Origin of the sequence: Niastella sp., assembly GCF_045805085.1 — a bacterium.
In the GTDB taxonomy this organism is placed as follows: domain Bacteria; phylum Bacteroidota; class Bacteroidia; order Chitinophagales; family Chitinophagaceae; genus Niastella.
Genome location: NZ_JBJMLX010000420.1, coordinates 22,483 through 41,380 on the forward strand (window position 1 = coordinate 22,483; position 18,898 = coordinate 41,380).

The following is an 18,898-nucleotide window of genomic DNA, read 5'->3' on the forward strand; positions in this document are numbered from 1 at the left end:
AATATGGATTTTATTAATAGGGTTATTGCTGTTTTTGGCGAATGGCGCAAAGGTAGCGTTTTTAATGTTTTGATAACCTTGGCGAAATGGTTTAATAGCCGTTTAATTGCTATATCGTTTAACGGGAAAGAACCCTGAATATTTTGAAAGAATACGCTAAAAGTTTGAAAAAAGGGCCGTTAAACAACTTAGCAATCAAAACATTAAGCAATCGTTTGTGTTCACGATTTTATTAAATTTTAATGTACGGGGTTATATAGCCGGTTATCTTTGCCAAAACTTTTTTAATGCGCCTTCTTTTAGCAACAAGTTGTTTTTTGCTGTTTTGGTTTATTTCACCCGCTCAAATCAAAACAAGCGCAACTGCAACCACAACCGCTTCAACTACTGTAAACCGTCCTAAACTGGTAGTAGGTATCGTTATAGACCAAATGCGTTGGGATTACCTGTACCGGTTTTATGACCGTTATGCCGCCGATGGAGGTTTTAAACGTTTCCTGAATCAGGGTTTTTCTTGCGAGAACACCATGATCCCCTACGTGCCTACGATAACTGCCTGTGGGCATACCTGTATTTATACCGGTAGCGTGCCCGCCATTCATGGCATTGTAGGTAATGCCTGGTACGATCCGCAAAAGAACAGGAACGTATACTGCACAGAAGACTCAACCGTGGCAACTGTTGGGGCCGAAGCAGGCGTTCCCGGCGCCATGAGCCCTTTTAACATGAAGGTTACCACTATCGGTGATGAGTTAAGACAGGCCACCAATTTCAAGGGTAAAGTGATTGGCGTTGCCGTTAAAGACAGAGGTGGTATTTTACCCGCCGGTCATTCGGCCAATGCGGCGTACTGGTACGATAGCCGCAACGGAAACTGGATAACTTCAACCTACTACATGAAGGAACTTCCTAAATGGATGCAGGACTTCAATGCACAAAAGCTGGTTGATAAATACTATGGCATGGGCTGGAATACCTTGTATCCCATCAATTCTTATGTACAAAGTACTGCCGACGAAAAAAGCTATGAAGCCACTCCCTTTGGCGTAGAACAAAAAGCTTTCCCATATGATCTTAAAAAATTTGCCGGTACCAACTATTCCAATATCTGTTCTACTCCTTATGGTAATTCCATGACGGTTGAAATAGCAAAAGCTGCTGTTACTGGCGAACAACTGGGGGCTGACAATATCACCGATCTGCTGGCTATCAGCTTTTCTTCACCTGATTATATAGGTCATGCATTCGGTCCTAATTCAGTTGAACAGGAAGATGATTACCTGCGCCTTGATAAAGACCTCGGCAGCTTCTTTAATTTCCTCGATGCCAAAGTAGGTAAGGGACAATATGTTGTGTTTTTATCGGCCGACCATGCCGTGGCACACGTTCCTGGCTTTAGCAAAGAGAATAAATTGCCTGGTGGTATAGCGCCTGCCGCCCGTTGGTCGCAGGACCTGGGTAAGATCCTGAATGAGAAATTCGGGTCTTCAAGGCTAATCATTGGCAACTTCAATCATCAGATCTACCTCAATCACCAGGTGATCGATTCCATGAAACTCGATGTAAACGCGGTAAAGAGAACGGTCATTCAATACCTCATTCTTCAACCCGAAGTGGGGCAGGTATTTGACCTGAACAAACTGATGGAAGTGCCTTTAACGGCTAAACAGCGGGATATGGTAGCCAATGGCTATAACCAGCATTTAAGCGGCGATATTCAGGTAATGCTGCAATCGGGCTATATGGAAGGAAGCGGTACAGGCACCACCCACAGCGCCTGGAACCCCTACGATTCTCACATTCCTTTGCTGTTCTATGGCTGGAATGTTCCCAAAGGCAAAACCAACCGCGAAGTGTATATGACGGATATTGCTGCTACGCTGGCGGCCATGCTGCACATACAAATGCCCAGCGGCTGTATAGGACATGTAATTGAGGAAGTTGTCAAATAGATATAATTTGTAAGGTGTTATATCAGAGAGGCCCGGTAGAAGTACCGGGCCTCTTTGCATAAAGCCTGAAGGGTAAAGGCAAAGCATTTTCCCTGTAGGCTTTATGCTTTGAGCTTTATGCTGTATTTTAACTACATTTTTACAAACGGACCTTAAGTATATAGCTCACCCCAATATTTTTGTAGTCCAAAAACAATTATCATGATATACTCCTTGCGTGTTGCATGCCGGTGGCTGTTGCTGCTGGTTGGTATGTTGGTTATTCAACATACTACCGCTCAATTGAACGGGCAAAGCAAATTACCGGTTGATACAAAAGTTAAGATCGGAAAGCTGGCGAACGGGTTAACGTATTACATTCGCCAGAATAAAAAGCCTGAGCAGAAGGTTGAATTACGGCTGGTGTTGAATGCCGGTTCTATTCTGGAAGAAGACGACCAGCAGGGGCTGGCCCATATGGCCGAACATATGGCCTTTAACGGAACCACCCATTTCAAAAAGAACGACATCGTTTCCTTTTTACAGAATATTGGCGTAGGGTTCGGGAACGACCTGAATGCCTATACCAGTTTTGATGAAACGGTATACATTCTGCCCATTCCCACCGATAAACCCGGTAACCTCGAAAAAGGCTTTCAGGTACTGGAAGACTGGGCGCATAATGTAACCTACCTTACTGACGATATCAATGGTGAGCGGGCTATAATTCTGGAAGAAAGCCGGATGGGCAAGGGCGCCAATGACCGCATCTTCAGAAAAGTGTACCCGCGTTTGTTCGAAGGATCAAAATATGCCAGGCGTTTACCTATAGGTATTGACAGCATCATTAAAAATTTCCCGGTCGATAACATTCGCCGTTTTTATAAAGAATGGTACCGGCCCGATCTGATGGCTGTGATCGTGGTAGGGGACATTGATCCGCTTAAAGCGGAAGAAATGGTTAAAAAGCATTTTGCCTCATTAACCAATCCTCCTGCTGAACGTAAAAGAGAATATGCCGATGTGCCTGCCTACAATTCTTCACAGGCCATGGTGGTAACTGATAAAGAAGCTACCGGTTACCGGGTTTCAATAAATTATCCCGCCATTAAAAAACCGGCCTCGGTAACCATCGGCGATTATCGCAAGGAACTGATTCAGCAGATGTTTGTTTCCATGCTGAATGAACGCCTGCAGGAGATAACGCAGAAAGAAGACCCGCCCTTCATTTATGGCAGTGCTGATTTTGATTCGTATGCCCGCGGATATGAGAGCTTTAATGCCATGGCGGCTGCAGGTACCGGCGATATAAGAAAGGCCACCAATGCACTGGCTGAAGAGATAGAACGGGTAAAACGGTTTGGTTTTACGCAACCGGAATTACAACGCGCCAAGAAAACAGTACTGGCGCAATATGAACGCACGTACAATAACCGCACTAAAACTGAATCGGCCGACCTGGTAGATGAATACATGAACAACTTTCTGGTACAGGACCCCATACCCGGTATTGAAAAGGAATTTGAGTATGTAAAAGCCATGTTGCCCGCCATTACCCTCAATGAAGTGAACGAGGTATCGAAGGTGATAAAAGATCAGAAGAACCTGTTTGTGTACATGAGCGGGCCCGAAACAAACGACAGTACGGCGCCTACTGATAAAGAGTTACTGGCGATCATCGATGCAAAAGCAAAGGCGGAGATAAAACCTTATGAAGAAAAAGCGGTGGCCTCTTCGTTGTTGAACAAAACACCCACGCCTGGTAAAGTGCTGGCGGTTACAAAAAATGCGTTGCTGGGCACCACTGAATATAAACTAAGCAATGGCGTTACCGTAACATTGAAGCCAACCGATTTCAAGAGCGACCAGATCATCATGGGCGCTACCCGACCCGGGGGTAAAAACGAATATGGCGTGGCCGATAAGTATAATGCTGAATATATGGTGCCGGTTACCACCGCCATGGGACTGGGTCAGTTTTCGCCTACCGATTTAAGTAAGGTGCTGGCTGGTAAAACCGTTAGTGTGGAACCTGTTTTTTCATCCATTGCTGATGGCTTCAAAGGCAGCAGTAGTGTAAAAGACCTGGAAACCCTGTTTCAACTCACTTACCTGCAATGTACAGCCCCACGTGGCGATACTGCTTTGTTCAGGGCATTTATTCAAAAGAATAAGTTGCAGTATGCCAACATCAGTGCCAACCCGCGGGCGGCATTTGCCGATACCTTGTATAAGCTATTGTTCAATAACAACCCGTTAGCACCGGTTGTGGTGCCTAACAGCAGCTTCTTCGATCAAATCAGCTATAACCGGGTGCTGGACATTCGTAAAGAACATTTTGGCGATGCCAGTGGGATGCAGTTTGTATTTACCGGCAGCTTTAAAGAGGCGGAAATAAAACCGCTGATTGAAAAATACATTGCGAGTTTACCAGCCACCGGTAAAAAATTCAGCTTTGTCGATAACAAAGTGCGTCCCGTAGATGGTAAAAAAACACTAACGGTTAACAAAGGAAAAGAAGAGCAAAGTCTGATACTGGGCTTTTTTACAGGAGAAACGCCTTATAGTGAAGCTATTGAAATGAAAGCCCATGCGTTGAGCGAAGTGCTGAACATTCGCATCATTGAAGAGTTGCGCGAAAAGATCCAGGGTATTTATGGTGGTGGTACTTATGCCGATCTGGAAAAGTATCCATACAGCAACTTCAGTTTTGTAGTGCAGTTACCCTGTGGACCACAAAAGGTTGATACACTGGTAAAAGCCATTAAGAATGAATTCAATGAGATGGTTTCGAAAGGGCCCGATACCACTTACCTGAACAAGGTAAAAAAACAATGGTTGGAACAGCACAAACTGGACATAAAGGATAATGGTGTGTGGGTGGAAAAGCTGTTGCAACTTAAAGCGCAAGGCGGTGATCCCGACAGGTTTGTTCATTATGAGAAGTATGTAAATATGCTAACGCCTGCAGATGTGCAGCAGGCTGCCAAACTGGTGCTGGCAGGAAATGAATTCCTGGCCATACAGTTACCTGAAAATGCCAAAAGCACAGTAACAGAGGAACCTAAAAAAGGATTTTAGTCACTAAATCACTAACACACAATACTAAAGGCCTTCCCACGGCTCAGCCGGGGGGAGGCCTTTTTTTATGGTGGTTATGTGTATAGTATTGAATTGCAGTACAATTGAACTAAACCGTGAGGAAGCGTAAAAAAACTAAAAATGCAATCCGCGCAAACGCTGGTCAAGCGCGCCCTTCATGGAAATTTTGCTCATTCGTTTTATTATTAAAAAAAACTAAAAAAATTTTTTTATTTTCTCTTAAACACTAACTTGCAGGAACAAACGGTTATAGCAAACTCCTCCCTATTAGATCTTGTACTACTTTACGATTAGCGTGTAACGCTGGATTTGATCATTGGTGCTAGAAATGAAATTTTTTTGCATGGCACAGTTTCAATTTATGAATTGCTTTCAATTATAAAACTACATGATGCAATTATGTGAGCTGGATAACTCATATAGGTGTACTTAACATAAAATTATAGATAAAGATATCCCGGAGGAAGAGGCGTCTTAGTACCGGCTTTAATTAGTAGCAGGTAAAGCTTTGTTCATATTAGCATCGTTAAGTTGCTCTGAAAATTACCTGTTTAACGATTTCGCTGGTTTAGGGGTTGCTAGATCACGACAGTCGGCCGCATGGCTGGCTGTCTTTTTTTTACCCCTGAGCAAAGTCGAAGGGCACTCTCTTTACTATGATCACGGAACACCATAAACGAAGATGTTATACTATTCAACAACTAACAAACTAAATAACTAACGAACTAAATAACCCTGATTTCTTAAAAGAATGCAAAGGCTTAATGAAGTGATCAGTTTTAGCTTGCTTTTAACTGTTTAACCCGTTGGCGCTCAGTTTATATCTTAAAATTTGTTAATTGTTGGGTTGTCCACATTTACGTATTGATAAGGCATGTATTTTGGATTCATATTCATAACCAAATTGATGATTTATGAAACGGGTTTTACCAATTTTGCCAGTACTTGCCTTCTTAACAACAGCCTCCCTTCAATCAAAAGCACAGGTTAGTGTAAGCGTGAATATCGGTGCGCAACCCCAGTGGGCGCCTGCCGGTTATGCATCTGCTGATTATTATTACCTGCCAGATATTGAATGTTACTATTACGTTCCCCAACGCCAGTTCGTTTACCTGAACGGTCCCAACTGGGAGTTCTCGTACAATTTACCGGCGCGTTGCCGCAGCTACGATCTGTATAGCGGTTATAAAGTGGTTTGCCGCGGTCCAAGGCCATATACGCACTTTTATGACGACCGCGTAGCTTATGCGCGTTACAGAGGTTACAGGAACTGTCAGCCTGTTGTGCGTGATTGTGGCCCACGGGGTGGTTATTATGAACGTGAACGATATTACGATGGCCCACGCGGTCGTGGACATGGATACGGCCATTATAAAGATCGTGGTTATGAAGATCGTGGGTATGAAGGTCATGGCCGTGGACATGGGCATGGACGCTGGTAGAGGTAGGAGGTAAGAAGATTACTATACTTCATGCCTGATAATTGAATTCGAATAAATACAAAAGGTGAGCTTACTTTTAATAGCGAGCTCACCTTTTTATCAGCTTCATTTTTCTTACTTCCTACATCACCTTCTTAGGCAACAGTAATATCTTTATCCAGATACACATCCTGCGTAGCGTTCAGCAACTCAATACCTTCTTTCATCGGGCGCTGGAATGCTTTACGACCCAGGATCAAACCCATACCACCGGCTCTTTTGTTTATTACAGCAGTATACACAGAATCGGCCAGATCGCTGGTGCCTTTGCTTTCGCCGCCACTGTTGATCAAGCCTACGCGGCCACCGTAGCAATTCAGTACCTGGTAACGGCACAGGTCGATGGGGTGATCTGTGGTGAGTTTTTCATACACCAGCGGTGATGTTTTACCATGTTTGGTAGCCAGGTAACCGCCGTTATTGGTAGGTAGTTTTTGTTTTATAATGTCGGCCTGCAACGTAACACCCAAATGGTTGGCCTGGCCGGTAAAGTCGGCAGCCGTGTGATAATCTACACCATCTACTTTAAACCCATTGTTACGGGTATAACACCACAGGATGGTGGCCATGCCCAGCTCGTGCGCCATTTCAAATGCTTCGGCCACTTCTTTTAACTGACGGGCGCTTTCGGCAGAACCCCAGTAAATAGTGGCGCCAACAGCAACAGCACCCATGTTCCAGGCACTTCTGATAGTACCAAACATAGTTTGGTCGTACTTATTGGGAAGACTTAAAAATTCATTGTGATTGATTTTTACAATAAAAGGTATGCGGTGCGCATATTTACGGCTCATAATGCCTAATACGCCATAGGTACTGGCCACAGCATTACAACCGCCTTCAATAGCGAGTTTGATAATATTTTCAGGGTCGAAATAAATAGGATTGGGAGCGAAGGCGGAGCCGCCACTGTGCTCGATGCCCTGGTCGACCGGGAAGATGCTGCAAAAACCGGTATCGGCCAAACGGCCATGGCTTAACAGGGTTTGCAAACTGCGCAACACCTGGTTGCTGCGATTGCTGTTGACCCAAATTTCTTCAACGTGATTAGGGGAAGGAAGCGTAATAGTTGATTTGTCAACAGCGGTACTTTTGTGCTCCAACAGGTAGGAAGCTTTGTCACCTAACAGATCGATGATTTTTTTAGACGGCATACTTGTTTTTAAGTTTATTGTGAATTGTCAATCGTTAATGCAATTCATAAGCCATCAGCCGGCAAACGGCAAACGTGAAACGGCAAACGGTTCGCGGCGATGAATGCTTTTGGCTTTTGGCTATTTTCAATGCCGCCCAAAGATATGCAGTACAAGTGTGCGACGCAACGAAAGCCCCCCGATGCGTCGGGGGGCTTGGTTCATAATAATTTAACCCGCTAAAGAATTCGGAAATTAAATTCTAAACTTTAAGCGTTTCTGTTGATGCAATTCAAATCATCAAACGCTATTTCTAAACGTTTAATAAAGTTTTCTTCGCCTTTACGCAACCAAACGCGGGGATCGTAGTATTTTTTATTTGGCTTATCTGCGCCTTCGGGGTTGCCCAGCTGGTCTTGCAGATAACCTTCACTCTTTTTGTAGTATTTCAGGATACCTTCCCAGAAAGCCCATTGCAGATCGGTATCGATGTTCATTTTAATAGCGCCGTAGCTGATAGCTTCACGGATCTGGTGTTGGGGAGAACCGCTACCGCCGTGGAATACAAAGTATACGGGCTTTTCGCCGGTTTTGTATGTTTTCTGAATGTAGTCCTGGCTGTTCTTCAGGATCTCGGGACGCAATTCAACATTACCCGGACTGTACACGCCATGCACATTACCAAAAGCAGCAGCTACGGTAAACATACGGCCTACTTTGCCTAATTGCTCATAAGCATATGCTACGTGCTGTGGTTGCGTATATAATTTATCGTTCTCTACACCGCTGTTGTCAACGCCATCTTCTTCACCGCCGGTAACACCCAGCTCAATTTCAATACCCATGCCCAGGGGCGCCATGCGTTTGTAGAATTCAACGGATGTATGAATGTTCTCCTCGATTGGCTCTTCGCTCAGATCGAGCATGTGAGAGCTGAACAGGGGTTGTTTTTTCTCTTTGAAGTATTGCTCACCGGCATCGATGAGACCACTGATCCAGGGTAACCATTTTTTAGCAGCATGATCGGTGTGCAGCACAACCGGTACGCCGTAATATTTTGCAACGTTATGTATATGCAATGCACCGGAAATACCACCGGAGATATTGCCCTGCAGCTCTTCGTTGGGCATACCTTTACCGGCAATGAACTGTGCACCGCCATTGGAGAATTGAATAATTACAGGGGAATTTACTTTTGCGGCGGTCTCAAGAGTAGCGTTGATCGTATTAGTGCCAATTGTATTAACTGCTGGTAAAGCAAATTGGTTTTCTTTGGCGTCTTTATACAAAGCTTCGAGTTCTTCACCAAAGAGTACTCCTGGTTTGTATTTCTTCATCGTTTTCTGTGTTAAAGCGTGTTGTTATTTAATTGACTATCAAAAGCGTTGGAAAATATTTAATGGATTATGGCTTTTTTTAATGCAACGCGAAGATAACTAATTAGCAATGAATGTTGGTGTATTTGTTACATGATACATATGTTACTTTCCATTCACGGGATGGCCGTTCAGGATATTGGTACCCACCTGGCCGGGCAATACCCTGAAAACCGGGATGTTGATGGCATATTTCTCACACAACTCCAGGATGCGGCTATCAATTTGTTCGACGCTGTAGCGGGAGGAGAAATGCCCCAGGATGAGTTGCTCTATGTTTGACCCGCTTACCATTTCCATCACTTCTTCCAGATAACTATGTTTGTGGGAATGGGAGCCCAATTCCTTCTCTTCGTCATCATCGCGCAGAAAGGTAGCTTCGTGGATGAGTATTTGGGAGTTTTCCCAACGCGTAAGGTCCTCAACCGGCGTATCGCCGGAATAGCTGATTAAATTGGTTTGAACTTCGGTGTGGGTGTTTTGCTTTCCCCGTTCCTCGATTATGCGCCTGATGTCCTCGCCCGGTAGTTTTGTTAACTCAGGGTTTAATTTCATTTTTGTTTGAATGACCTTATAACTGAGACTTCTGATACCGCCTTTTTCAGCAGCATGGGTATTGGGAATAGCCCTGATGAAAAGATCTTTTTTTATGTGCACATCGTTCTCAGGCGAAATGGGCGTCCATACGGTGCCCGTAACATGCGGATCGAATTTTATTGAGAACTCATTTAACGCCGGGAAAGAACCGCTGTCTTTTGGATAATAGATGACAGGAAAACCGGGTCGTGAATTCAATTGATTGAACTGCAGCAAGCCGGTTATATGATCGCGGTCGGCATGGGAAATAAATACATGTTCTACTTTCCTGCTTTTCTGCAACAGGCTTGCCATAAGCCCATCGCCCGCATCGAACAACAGGCGAAGCTCATCAATGAAATACCAGGTAGAAAATAAGGCCGTTGAATAACCGGTTATGGTGAATTGCATGGTTGGTTAGATTAATCCCCGATCTTGCCCAGGTTCTTCTGGATCAATTTTAGGTTCTTCTGCAGGGTTTGTTTTAACTGTCGTTTTACCAGTTGCCCCATAGAGGAACATTTATAAAATTGCGGGTTGTGAAAATAATCCCCCAGCTCTGTCCGCAACTGGTGCAGTTTTGCAGGAACAGAAATATGGTCCTTTGACATAATGTTCAATAATTCCATTAACCGGAACCGGGAAGAAGCTACGCGAAAGGCCATCATGGTGCGTTCTTCTGTTTGATACTGGTGAATACTTTCTTTATTAAGCAACTTGGCGCAGAGATCGACCAGGGTGTAATTCTCTTTAAAGAATTGCGGCATGTATAAATTCTTGCGCCCCTCATACGATTGCTGATCAAAGTCGATAGCCCTGATGCGGTATTGATAGTCTTCAATATCGGGCGTAATGTCAACCACAAAATTGTAGGAACGCATATCGCCCAGTAACCGTACAAAACACCGCTCGTTGAATTTTACAAATTCCTTGGCCAGCCTGATCTTGTTGGTATGAGGATCGCTCAGGTGTTCGTCAATAAATACATCTCCGGGAATGCCGGGTATATGTTCTTCAACCAATGTGTTTTGATTGGTGAGATAGGTAATGCGGTTGGGTGAAAGAATATGTTCCAGCTCCAGCCCGTAGATGCGCGAGGCATCGGCTATTTTAATATAGTAGTGATCGTAGTTATCATTATACTTGTTTACGATGCGGATGCGAAAGGGATTGGAGTTGCCAAAGCTGCAATAGTCAATACGCGCTACATCGAGGTGACTGGTAAAAGTAAGATCACCTTCCGTTTTCAGGAAGGCATACATCTGCACCAGTCCATTGCGAATGTATTCCCAGTCGCGCATATCATACACCACCGTTTCCCAATAGGTATCGTTGCCTTTTTTATCTTTCAGGGGAAGGGAATAAGTGATGCGAAGCAGATCGTTATATGATACCGGCAGCTTTACTTCACGACCATGATTTTTCAAATACCCACGCAGGCGGTCATGCACCGGGAACATTGGTTTTTTGCGGGACGGCTTATTGGGCTCGTTCATATCAATGTTGTCAATCATCGGATTCATATACGCCAAAGTTACTATAACTGCCGTAATAAGTTGGTAAAGTAGGCGGGCGCCTGTAATAACCGGCTTCCGTACCAGCTGAACATTTCCCCATCAACCAGGATAATGCGGGTATTGGGTAATTCAGCCTGCAGTTCATCAATATGTTTTTGTTGAAAAGGGTAGGGCTCTGAAGAGAGTAACAATAAATCACATTGGGCCAGTTGCCAAGTATCGATGACCGGGTACCGGGTGGTATTGTCAAAAATGTTTTTAAACCCACAGCGGCCAAGCATATCATGAATGAAGGTGTCGTTACCAATGGTCATGTAGGGGTTGCGCCAGATGAGGTACCCGGTTTTTAGTTGTTGGGCTTTATTTTGCAGGGCAGAAAAGGCCGCATTGATCTGACTGATTAAACGGGTGGCTTCCGGCTGCGTGCTGGTGATGGCGCCTATTTGTTCAATCATTTCCAGGGCATCGGCCAGGTTGTTTACATCAGTTACCCATACGGGGTAGTGTTGCGCCAGTTCTTCTATCTGCTCTTTTACATTCTCTTCTTTATTGGCTATAATCAAATCGGGTTGTAATTCATGAATCACACTGGCCTTGATGGCCTTGGTGCCACCCACGCGTGTTTTTTCCCGGAACCAGTTGTTGGGATGAATACAGAATTTGGTGATACCGGTCACCTGCTCATCGAGCTGTAAAGCAGATAGTAATTCAGTTATGGAAGGAACCAGCGATACAATTCTGCGGGGTGAAGCAGGCAACTCCACCGTCCGGCCCATTTGATCTGTCATAGACTGGGATTTTTGGGATGAATGGGATGAACTGGGATTCGTTGAAAGTAGCAAAGGTACAGGAATAGAAGCATAGGCTTAAGAAGGGATGCCCAAGATCAGAAACTTAGAAAGATAGCTATTAGTGAAGATGTTTGAATAGAAGGCTTGTGCCTTGTTGCCTGGAGTTTGTGCCTTTTCAAGGGACCGCTGCTCCTCCTGCTAAAAGCATTGTCGGGTTTTAGCAGGAGGGGTTATTGGAGTTAAGCAGACGGTTTTTAACACACAGGAATTGGAACTACCTTGGTCTTACGGACGTTGGATTTTAATTTACTTGGTTATTCATTAGGATATCCGTTGGTTTTCACAGGGATATTCGTTTTGTCACGGACATTGGATCTGGATAATGGCTTTTATAAATGATATCGGATTATTAAAAAATGAAGTTGACTGATACCGGATTTTTCTTGATTTTTCCTGGATATTGAACACATACAGTTTTTCCTGGATATTGGAATAGATTGATTTGTAATCAATCAACTTCTTTAACAAAGGTAATGCAGATACAAATGTTAACAAGAGCAAAAAAACTCGATTAAAATTGTTCGGTATTTACTGCAAAAATAGTAGCTATCCAGCACTGTTATACGTAGTATTTCTTTAGTGGTATGGTAGTGTTACGAAAGAGTAGTTAGTACAATTTACTTTCTCTTGATCCAGATCAAACATTTAATAAAAGTATATGCCTGAAACGCCCTTCCAGTAACGGTTTCAGGCGATTGAACGAGCTTAATCTGACTTTTCCACACATTAAACGAGCAACGATAGCCATTGATCGAATAGACTTCAACCGTCGCAAAAACATCATCATCTTTGTACTGTCAATACGATGTTGACATACCCTTTAAAAGTTCTGTACCGGATTTACACGAACGACCTTACTCCTGAAACCATAGAAAGAGCCCCTAAACCCTTTACTTGTTTATTATAGTTTTTTTGGTTTTTGATCCGTACCCCGTATCCAATATCGTGAGAACCAGAAATCTCTATCAGCAAACCAGTCCTTAGTAAAACCGTCCCAAGTACCTGAACAAGATTTCACAAAAGCGCTCTGCTAAATGCGGGGCGCTTTGTTTTTTATTAGGGCAGAGGGCAGAGGGCAGAAAAAATGCCGGCGATGCAAGGTCGTAATTAATTTCAGATCTGGCGAGCCATTCACGATTGCCGATTCACGAAAAAGCCCACCCCGGTTACCGGAGCGGACTTTTATATTGTATTAACTTGTTAACTTGTCAACTTGTTAACTCCGTCAACTCTTTCAACTAACTACCTAACGCCAATATCACATCGTATTTTGTAACTATATGATAGTTTCCTAATTCATCTTTACTTAATACTGCTCCATTGTCCTTATTAATTAGCGTGCGCAACTTTTCAATGGGGGTATTAAAATCAACAATCGGGAAGGCGGGTTCCATCACCGTTTCAATGGTGGCGTTTTTAATATCGGGGTTGGAAAATATTTTCTGGAATAATCCACTTTCACTGATGGCGCCTACTGGTCCGCTGCCATTGATAACCGGGATGTGTTCAATGTCGTATTTGCGCATGAGGTCAACTGCCTGGGCTACGGTATGAGCGGGTTCAATAGTTACAAGCTTTTGTTTGGCAGCGCGTCCGTTGATGATATCCTTACAAGTTTTTACCTCCATAAAGCCACGTTCCATCATCCACTGGTCGTTGTAAATTTTGGCTACATAGCGGCTGCCATGATCGTGGAAGATACAAACCACCAGGTCGTCTTTTTTCAAAGGCTGGCTGGCGGCTATTTGCATAAGCCCCTGCAGGCAACTGCCGGCACTGTATCCGCAAAAGAGACCTTCGTCTTTAGCCAGGCGGCGGGCCATAATAGCACCATCGCGGTCGGTAACCTGTTCAAAATAATCGATGACGCTCATGTCATAATTTTCGGGCACAAAATCTTCCCCAAAACCTTCTGAAATATAGGGGTGTACTTCACTCATATCCACTTCGCCTGTGCGAAAAAATTTGGTGAGCAGGGAGCCGTACACATCGATGGCCCAGATCTTAATAGCAGGATTTTTTTCTTTCAGGTACATGGCCGTACCTGTTACCGTACCACCCGTGCCGGCTGTACAAACCAGGTGGGTTATTTTGCCATCGGTTTGTTTCCAGATCTCGGGGCCTGTGGTTTCATAATGGGCCAGCCGGTTGGCCAGGTTATCGTATTGATTACAATGGAATGAATTGGGAATTTCTTTAGCCAGTCGGCGGGCTACGGAGTAGTAACTGCGTGGGTCATCTGGTTCCACATTGGTAGGACAAACAATTACTTCGGCGCCTACAGCTTTTAAGATGTCTACTTTTTCTTTTGATTGCTTATCGGTAGTGGTAAAAATACATTTGTATCCTTTTACACAGGCTGCCAGAGCCAGACCCATGCCAGTATTACCGCTGGTACATTCAATAATAGTTCCACCGGGTTTTAATTTGCCTTCCTTTTCGGCCACCTCGATCATTTTAACTGCCATGCGGTCTTTGATGGAGTTGCCGGGATTAAAATAATCTACTTTGGCTACAACGGTGGCCGGGAGTTGTTTAGTGATCTTGTTGAGCTTGATAAGTGGCGTATTTCCAATCGTTTCGAGAATATTATTTTTAATATCCATGTAGTTTTTGTTAGTTCGTCACAAAGGTAGGTTTTTAATGGCTAGCAGCTGTTTTTGTGGTAGTTGTAACTGTTGTGGAGTTAACCAGTTACGAGGTTAACGTTGAGATCGCTTCCCGGGTATCGGGGTTTATTAACTTGTTAACTTTTCAACTTGTCAACTTTTTAACCGCACTCAGCGGTAAATTTGCATAGGAGATTCCTGCTATGAAAGTGTATTTTATTGCCGGGCTGGCAGCCGATAAACGGGTATTTAAATATATTCAATTGCCAGAAGGTTGTGAGGCAGTTTATTTAGATTGGATAACACCTGATAAAGATGATACCCTTCCTTCTTATGCATTGCGCCTGGCTTCAGCAATCAACAAAGAGGAACCTTTTGCCCTGGTAGGGTTATCATTTGGCGGTATGCTGGCTATTGAAATAGCGAAAGTACATAAACCTTCAGTTACCATTCTTATCTCAAGTATACCGGTATCAAAAGAGTTACCAGGCTATTTCAAAATGGTTGGTAAAATGGGGCTACATAAAATAGTGCCCGTATCGCTGTTAAAATCAACGGCCGCTACCAAACGGCTCTTCACCCGGGAAAAACAGGCAGATAAATTAATGTTGTTAGAACTTATTAACGAAAGTGATTCGGATCTAATTCGCTGGAGCGTTGATGCTATCCTGAACTGGCAAAACGATGAGGTGCCACAACCATTATGGCATATACATGGTAAAAGCGATGAAATATTACCTGTACGATTTACAAATCCAACATTGACTATTCCAAAACAAGGGCATGTTATGGTGGTTACGAAGCCCGATGTAGTGAATGAGTTTTTGGCTAAAGCACTTACTTCCCCCCTCAAATACTTATAAGCATTGCCATTTTAAATCATAAATTTGGGCAGTCCAATTAAAAATCTGGTACGTTTTTTAAGGAAAAATGTTGTTAGTAAAAACAAGTTTTTTCTTTGTTAGCATACCTTACATTTGCGACCCCTTATACCGATTTTTAGGTTGAACCGGTAAGACATTAAAAAAACTGCAAATTCTCAATAGATGGAAGTAAAGTACATTCAGAAGATCGCTGAAAAATTATCATTCAGCATTAAGCAGGTCACGAATATCCATGACTTGCAAAGTGAAGGAGCAACCATTCCATTTATGGCCCGTTACCGTAAGGAAGCGACCAACAACATGGATGAGGTGGGCATTGGCCAGGTGGTTGAACAGATCGCTTATTTTTCTGAACTGGATAAACGCAAAGAAACGGTTGTAAAAACGATCGAAGGCCTGGACAAATTAACGCCCGAGTTAAAAGATCGTATTGAAAATTGTTACGATGCTACCGAGTTGGAAGATATTTATCTGCCCTACAAACCCAAACGCAAAACAAGGGCAACCCAGGCTATTGAAAAAGGACTGGAGCCATTGGCGAAACTGGTGTTTGAACAGGGTGCTGAGAATATGGATGAAGTAGCCGCCAAATTCATTAACGAGCAGGTGAAAGATATCAAGGAAGCAATGCAGGGCGCCCGCGATATCATTGCAGAGTGGGTAAGTGAAAACGAACAGGCGCGTAATAAAGTTCGCCAGGAGTTTACCGAAACAGCCAAGCTGTCCGCGAAAGTACTCACCAGCAAAAAAGAGGAAGAAGAAGCGCAGAAATACCGTGATTACTTTGAGTTCAACGAAAATCTGGCCGACAGTCCTTCACACCGCATCCTGGCCATACGCCGGGCCGAGAAAGAAGGTTACCTGGTGATGGACATCAATATCGACAAACAAACTGCTGTTGATGACCTCAACAGAACATTCATAAAAAGTAACAGCCCATTTGCTTCAGAAGTAAAGAAAGCGATCGACGATTCATTCGACCGTTTGCTGAAACCTTCTATTGAAAATGAGTTCCGCCTGGCCAGCAAGAACAAGGCCGATGAAGAAGCTATTAATGTATTTGCCGAGAACCTGCGTCAACTGTTGCTGGCTTCCCCATTAGGTTCAAAAAAGGTGCTGGCGTTGGACCCCGGTTTCCGTACCGGTTGCAAACTGGTTTGCCTGGATGCACAGGGCAACCTGGTGTACAACACTGCCATCTACCCACACCCGCCGCAAAACGACTGGCAGGGAAGTGTATCTGAATTAAAATTCCTGGTTGATAAATATGAGATTGATGCGATCGGTATTGGTAATGGTACCGCCGGCCGTGAAACCGAACAACTGGTACGCAGCATTGATTTTGGCAAACCGGTAAGTGTGTTCCAGGTAAATGAAAGCGGCGCTTCCATTTATTCTGCCTCTGAAGTAGCCCGGGAAGAATTCCCCGATCAGGATATAACCGTACGTGGCGCTGTAAGTATTGGCCGTCGTTTGCTCGATCCGCTGAGCGAACTGGTAAAGATCGACCCCAAATCAATTGGTGTAGGTCAGTACCAACACGATGTTAACCAAACCCGACTGAAAGAAGCGTTGGACAGGGTAGTAGAGAGTGCGGTGAACTTTGTGGGTGTTGATGTGAATACGGCATCCAAACACCTGCTGGTATATGTATCAGGTTTAAGTAATACACTGGCTAAAAATATTGTTGAGTACCGCGCCAAGAACGGGCCTTTCAAAACCCGTGAAGAATTGAAGAAGGTGCCGATGATGGGACCCAAATCATTTGAGCAGTGCGCGGGTTTTTTACGCATTCCCGGCGCTGAGAACCCACTCGATAATTCATCCGTTCACCCGGAGAGCTATCATGTGGTAGAAAGCATGGCTAAAGATCTACAGGCTTCACTCGAAGACCTGATTAAAAAAGGCGAGCTGCGCAAAAAGATCAACAAGAAACAATACATCACTGAAAGCATTGGTGAATATACCATCGATGATATCTTAAAAGAGTTGGAAAAGCCTGGTCGTGACCCGCGCGCCCAGATTGAAGAATTCCGCTTTGATGATACCATTAAAGCCATTGAAGATGTAAAACCAGGGATGACGGTTCCGGGCATCGTCACCAACATCACCAACTTTGGAGTGTTTGTTGACATTGGCGTTAAACAGGATGGCCTGGTGCATATTTCTCAATTGAGCAATACCTACGTTTCTGACCCTAATGAAGTGGTGAAGCTGAACCAGAAAGTAATGGTTACTGTTTCTGAAGTGGATGTGCCCCGTAAGCGTATTTCGCTTACCATGAAAGATCAGCAAAAAAGTAGTGGTGGCGGTGGTGAAAGACGTAGCAGTGGCAGTGATCGCAAACCTGCTGCTGGCGGTGGTAAAGGTCAGCCGAAGAAACAGGAGCCGCTGAATCCGTTCCAGGCCAAGCTGGCGGAGTTGAAGAAGAAATTCAATGATTAGTTGCTATAGTTGACCAGTTGATCAGTTGACGAGTTGACCAGGGACTTGATAAGGTTGATAAAGTTGACAAGTTAACAGGTAAATACAATATAAAAGCGCACTCCGGTTACCGGAGTGCGCTTTTTGCTTAAAGCTTTAAACTGTATTTTCTTGTAGCCTGTGGCTTGGGCTTTCATCTCTGCCTTCTGCCTTTTGCCTTCTGCCTTCTCAAATACATATCCAACGCAACCAGCCCCAATACCACATTCACCATCATAAAAATAGTTGCATAGGTACTACTGAAGAATTTACTGTTATCAACTTTATCGAGGTTGATCTTATTGATGAATGAACTATCAGGGGTGCTTCCGGCAGACCAATGTATCTGAGCGAAAAATGCTATCAGGAATCCCAGAATAGTGCAAGTGAAAAAGCCGGCAATACCCCAAACGATCCGTTTATTGATGTATGATTTGGCGGCAGGAGCGATATGATGTTTGCTGATGGCTTCCATAATGTTCTGGGTAAATCGCATGGAGGGTTCATCCAGTTCCAGGCGATGGCTCAGCAGGTCCTGCAGCTCCAGCAATTCCTGATATTTGGCTTTCCATTCCGTGTTGGAAGCAATGAGTTGTTCAATAAACAAGCGATCATCAGCGCTGCCTGCGCCATCGAGGTACTCCCACAAACGATCTTCTATATTTTGTTGCTTGCTCATTGTTTTACTTTTAAAGATTAACAAACTGGTCAACTTTTCAACTCTTCAACTACCTCACTAAAGTGTTTCTCCATTTTTTCTTTCAACCGTTGCCGGGCCCGGTGCAGTTTTACTTTGGCGGTATTGGGCTCAACACCCAGAATGCGACCAATTTCTTCCAGGCTTTGTTCGGCCTGGTAAAACAAAGTAATAATGCGGGCGTCATCGATGCTCAATAATCGCAATGCTTCATTAATCACCTGCACCTTCGATTTTTGTTCTACCTGGTTCGCCTTAAAAGCTGAATTCTGATTGTC

The 18,898-nt window shown here is 44.0% G+C and carries 13 protein-coding genes; 5 read left to right on the top strand and 8 right to left on the bottom strand.

What is annotated here, in order from left to right:
• Positions 1-287: 287 nt before the first annotated feature.
• The 3 genes from pafA (at position 288) to ACJ751_RS21930 (ending at position 6,475) form a co-directional block, all read left to right on the top strand.
• On the top strand, positions 288-1,952 hold the full coding sequence (pafA, locus tag ACJ751_RS21920) for an alkaline phosphatase PafA (protein ID WP_407747665.1): 1,665 nt from the start codon (positions 288-290) through the stop codon (positions 1,950-1,952).
• Between the two features lie 201 nt (positions 1,953-2,153).
• The gene (locus tag ACJ751_RS21925; protein WP_407747666.1) at positions 2,154-5,012 is read left to right on the top strand and encodes a M16 family metallopeptidase; all 2,859 of its coding nucleotides are present in this window, start codon (positions 2,154-2,156) and stop codon (positions 5,010-5,012) included.
• 935 nt (positions 5,013-5,947) lie between these two features.
• Complete coding sequence (locus ACJ751_RS21930) at positions 5,948-6,475, top strand: hypothetical protein (RefSeq protein ID WP_407747667.1); 528 nt, start codon at positions 5,948-5,950, stop codon at positions 6,473-6,475.
• Between the two features lie 134 nt (positions 6,476-6,609).
• Here ACJ751_RS21930 and ACJ751_RS21935 read toward each other — a convergent pair whose 3' ends face one another.
• From ACJ751_RS21935 to ACJ751_RS21960, 6 genes are all read right to left on the bottom strand, one after another.
• A complete protein-coding gene (locus ACJ751_RS21935) occupies positions 6,610-7,668 on the bottom strand; it encodes a class I fructose-bisphosphate aldolase (protein ID WP_407747668.1) in 1,059 nt (352 codons plus the stop codon).
• Between the two features lie 248 nt (positions 7,669-7,916).
• Positions 7,917-8,984, bottom strand: coding sequence for a class II fructose-bisphosphate aldolase (gene fbaA / locus ACJ751_RS21940; protein WP_014220697.1), 1,068 nt, complete (start codon positions 8,982-8,984; stop codon positions 7,917-7,919).
• Between the two features lie 144 nt (positions 8,985-9,128).
• Complete coding sequence (locus ACJ751_RS21945) at positions 9,129-10,010, bottom strand: MBL fold metallo-hydrolase (RefSeq protein WP_407747670.1); 882 nt, start codon at positions 10,008-10,010, stop codon at positions 9,129-9,131.
• 11 nt (positions 10,011-10,021) lie between these two features.
• On the bottom strand, positions 10,022-11,122 hold the full coding sequence (locus tag ACJ751_RS21950; RefSeq protein WP_407747671.1) for a hypothetical protein: 1,101 nt from the start codon (positions 11,120-11,122) through the stop codon (positions 10,022-10,024).
• A gap of 14 nt (positions 11,123-11,136) precedes the next feature.
• Positions 11,137-11,904 carry an ABC transporter substrate-binding protein gene (locus ACJ751_RS21955; protein ID WP_407747673.1) on the bottom strand — a complete coding sequence of 256 codons (768 nt, stop codon included), beginning with the start codon at positions 11,902-11,904 and terminating at the stop codon, positions 11,137-11,139.
• A gap of 1,301 nt (positions 11,905-13,205) precedes the next feature.
• On the bottom strand, positions 13,206-14,573 hold the full coding sequence (locus ACJ751_RS21960; RefSeq protein WP_407747674.1) for a pyridoxal-phosphate dependent enzyme: 1,368 nt from the start codon (positions 14,571-14,573) through the stop codon (positions 13,206-13,208).
• A gap of 206 nt (positions 14,574-14,779) precedes the next feature.
• Between ACJ751_RS21960 and ACJ751_RS21965 the strand changes: the two genes are divergently transcribed.
• Both ACJ751_RS21965 and ACJ751_RS21970 read left to right on the top strand, forming a co-directional pair.
• Positions 14,780-15,439, top strand: coding sequence for an alpha/beta fold hydrolase (locus tag ACJ751_RS21965; RefSeq protein WP_407747675.1), 660 nt, complete (start codon positions 14,780-14,782; stop codon positions 15,437-15,439).
• A gap of 183 nt (positions 15,440-15,622) precedes the next feature.
• Positions 15,623-17,905, top strand: a complete 2,283-nt coding sequence (locus ACJ751_RS21970) for a Tex family protein (protein WP_407747676.1) — start codon at positions 15,623-15,625, stop codon at positions 17,903-17,905.
• Positions 17,906-18,077: 172 nt separating this feature from the next.
• On the opposite strand, the gene ACJ751_RS21975 is transcribed toward ACJ751_RS21970, so the two are convergent.
• Positions 18,078-18,602 carry a hypothetical protein gene (locus ACJ751_RS21975; RefSeq protein ID WP_407747677.1) on the bottom strand — a complete coding sequence of 175 codons (525 nt, stop codon included), beginning with the start codon at positions 18,600-18,602 and terminating at the stop codon, positions 18,078-18,080.
• A gap of 29 nt (positions 18,603-18,631) precedes the next feature.
• Positions 18,632-18,898 (bottom strand): RNA polymerase sigma factor (locus ACJ751_RS21980; RefSeq protein WP_407747678.1); only part of this gene is annotated, 267 nt, incomplete at its 5' end.

Excerpts from the sequence above, each read along its gene's own strand:
- ACJ751_RS21955 (WP_407747673.1), bottom strand. The coding sequence starts at position 11,904 with ATGACAGATCAAATGGGCCGGACGGTGGAGTTGCCTGCTTCACCCCGC.
- ACJ751_RS21975 (WP_407747677.1), bottom strand. The coding sequence starts at position 18,602 with ATGAGCAAGCAACAAAATATAGAAGATCGTTTGTGGGAGTACCTCGAT.
- ACJ751_RS21925 (WP_407747666.1), top strand. The coding sequence starts at position 2,154 with ATGATATACTCCTTGCGTGTTGCATGCCGGTGGCTGTTGCTGCTGGTT.
- ACJ751_RS21965 (WP_407747675.1), top strand. The coding sequence starts at position 14,780 with ATGAAAGTGTATTTTATTGCCGGGCTGGCAGCCGATAAACGGGTATTT.
- ACJ751_RS21930 (WP_407747667.1), top strand. The coding sequence starts at position 5,948 with ATGAAACGGGTTTTACCAATTTTGCCAGTACTTGCCTTCTTAACAACA.
- pafA (WP_407747665.1), top strand. The coding sequence starts at position 288 with ATGCGCCTTCTTTTAGCAACAAGTTGTTTTTTGCTGTTTTGGTTTATT.
- ACJ751_RS21960 (WP_407747674.1), bottom strand. The coding sequence starts at position 14,573 with ATGGATATTAAAAATAATATTCTCGAAACGATTGGAAATACGCCACTT.
- ACJ751_RS21935 (WP_407747668.1), bottom strand. The coding sequence starts at position 7,668 with ATGCCGTCTAAAAAAATCATCGATCTGTTAGGTGACAAAGCTTCCTAC.
- ACJ751_RS21945 (WP_407747670.1), bottom strand. The coding sequence starts at position 10,010 with ATGCAATTCACCATAACCGGTTATTCAACGGCCTTATTTTCTACCTGG.
- ACJ751_RS21970 (WP_407747676.1), top strand. The coding sequence starts at position 15,623 with ATGGAAGTAAAGTACATTCAGAAGATCGCTGAAAAATTATCATTCAGC.
- fbaA (WP_014220697.1), bottom strand. The coding sequence starts at position 8,984 with ATGAAGAAATACAAACCAGGAGTACTCTTTGGTGAAGAACTCGAAGCT.
- ACJ751_RS21950 (WP_407747671.1), bottom strand. The coding sequence starts at position 11,122 with ATGAATCCGATGATTGACAACATTGATATGAACGAGCCCAATAAGCCG.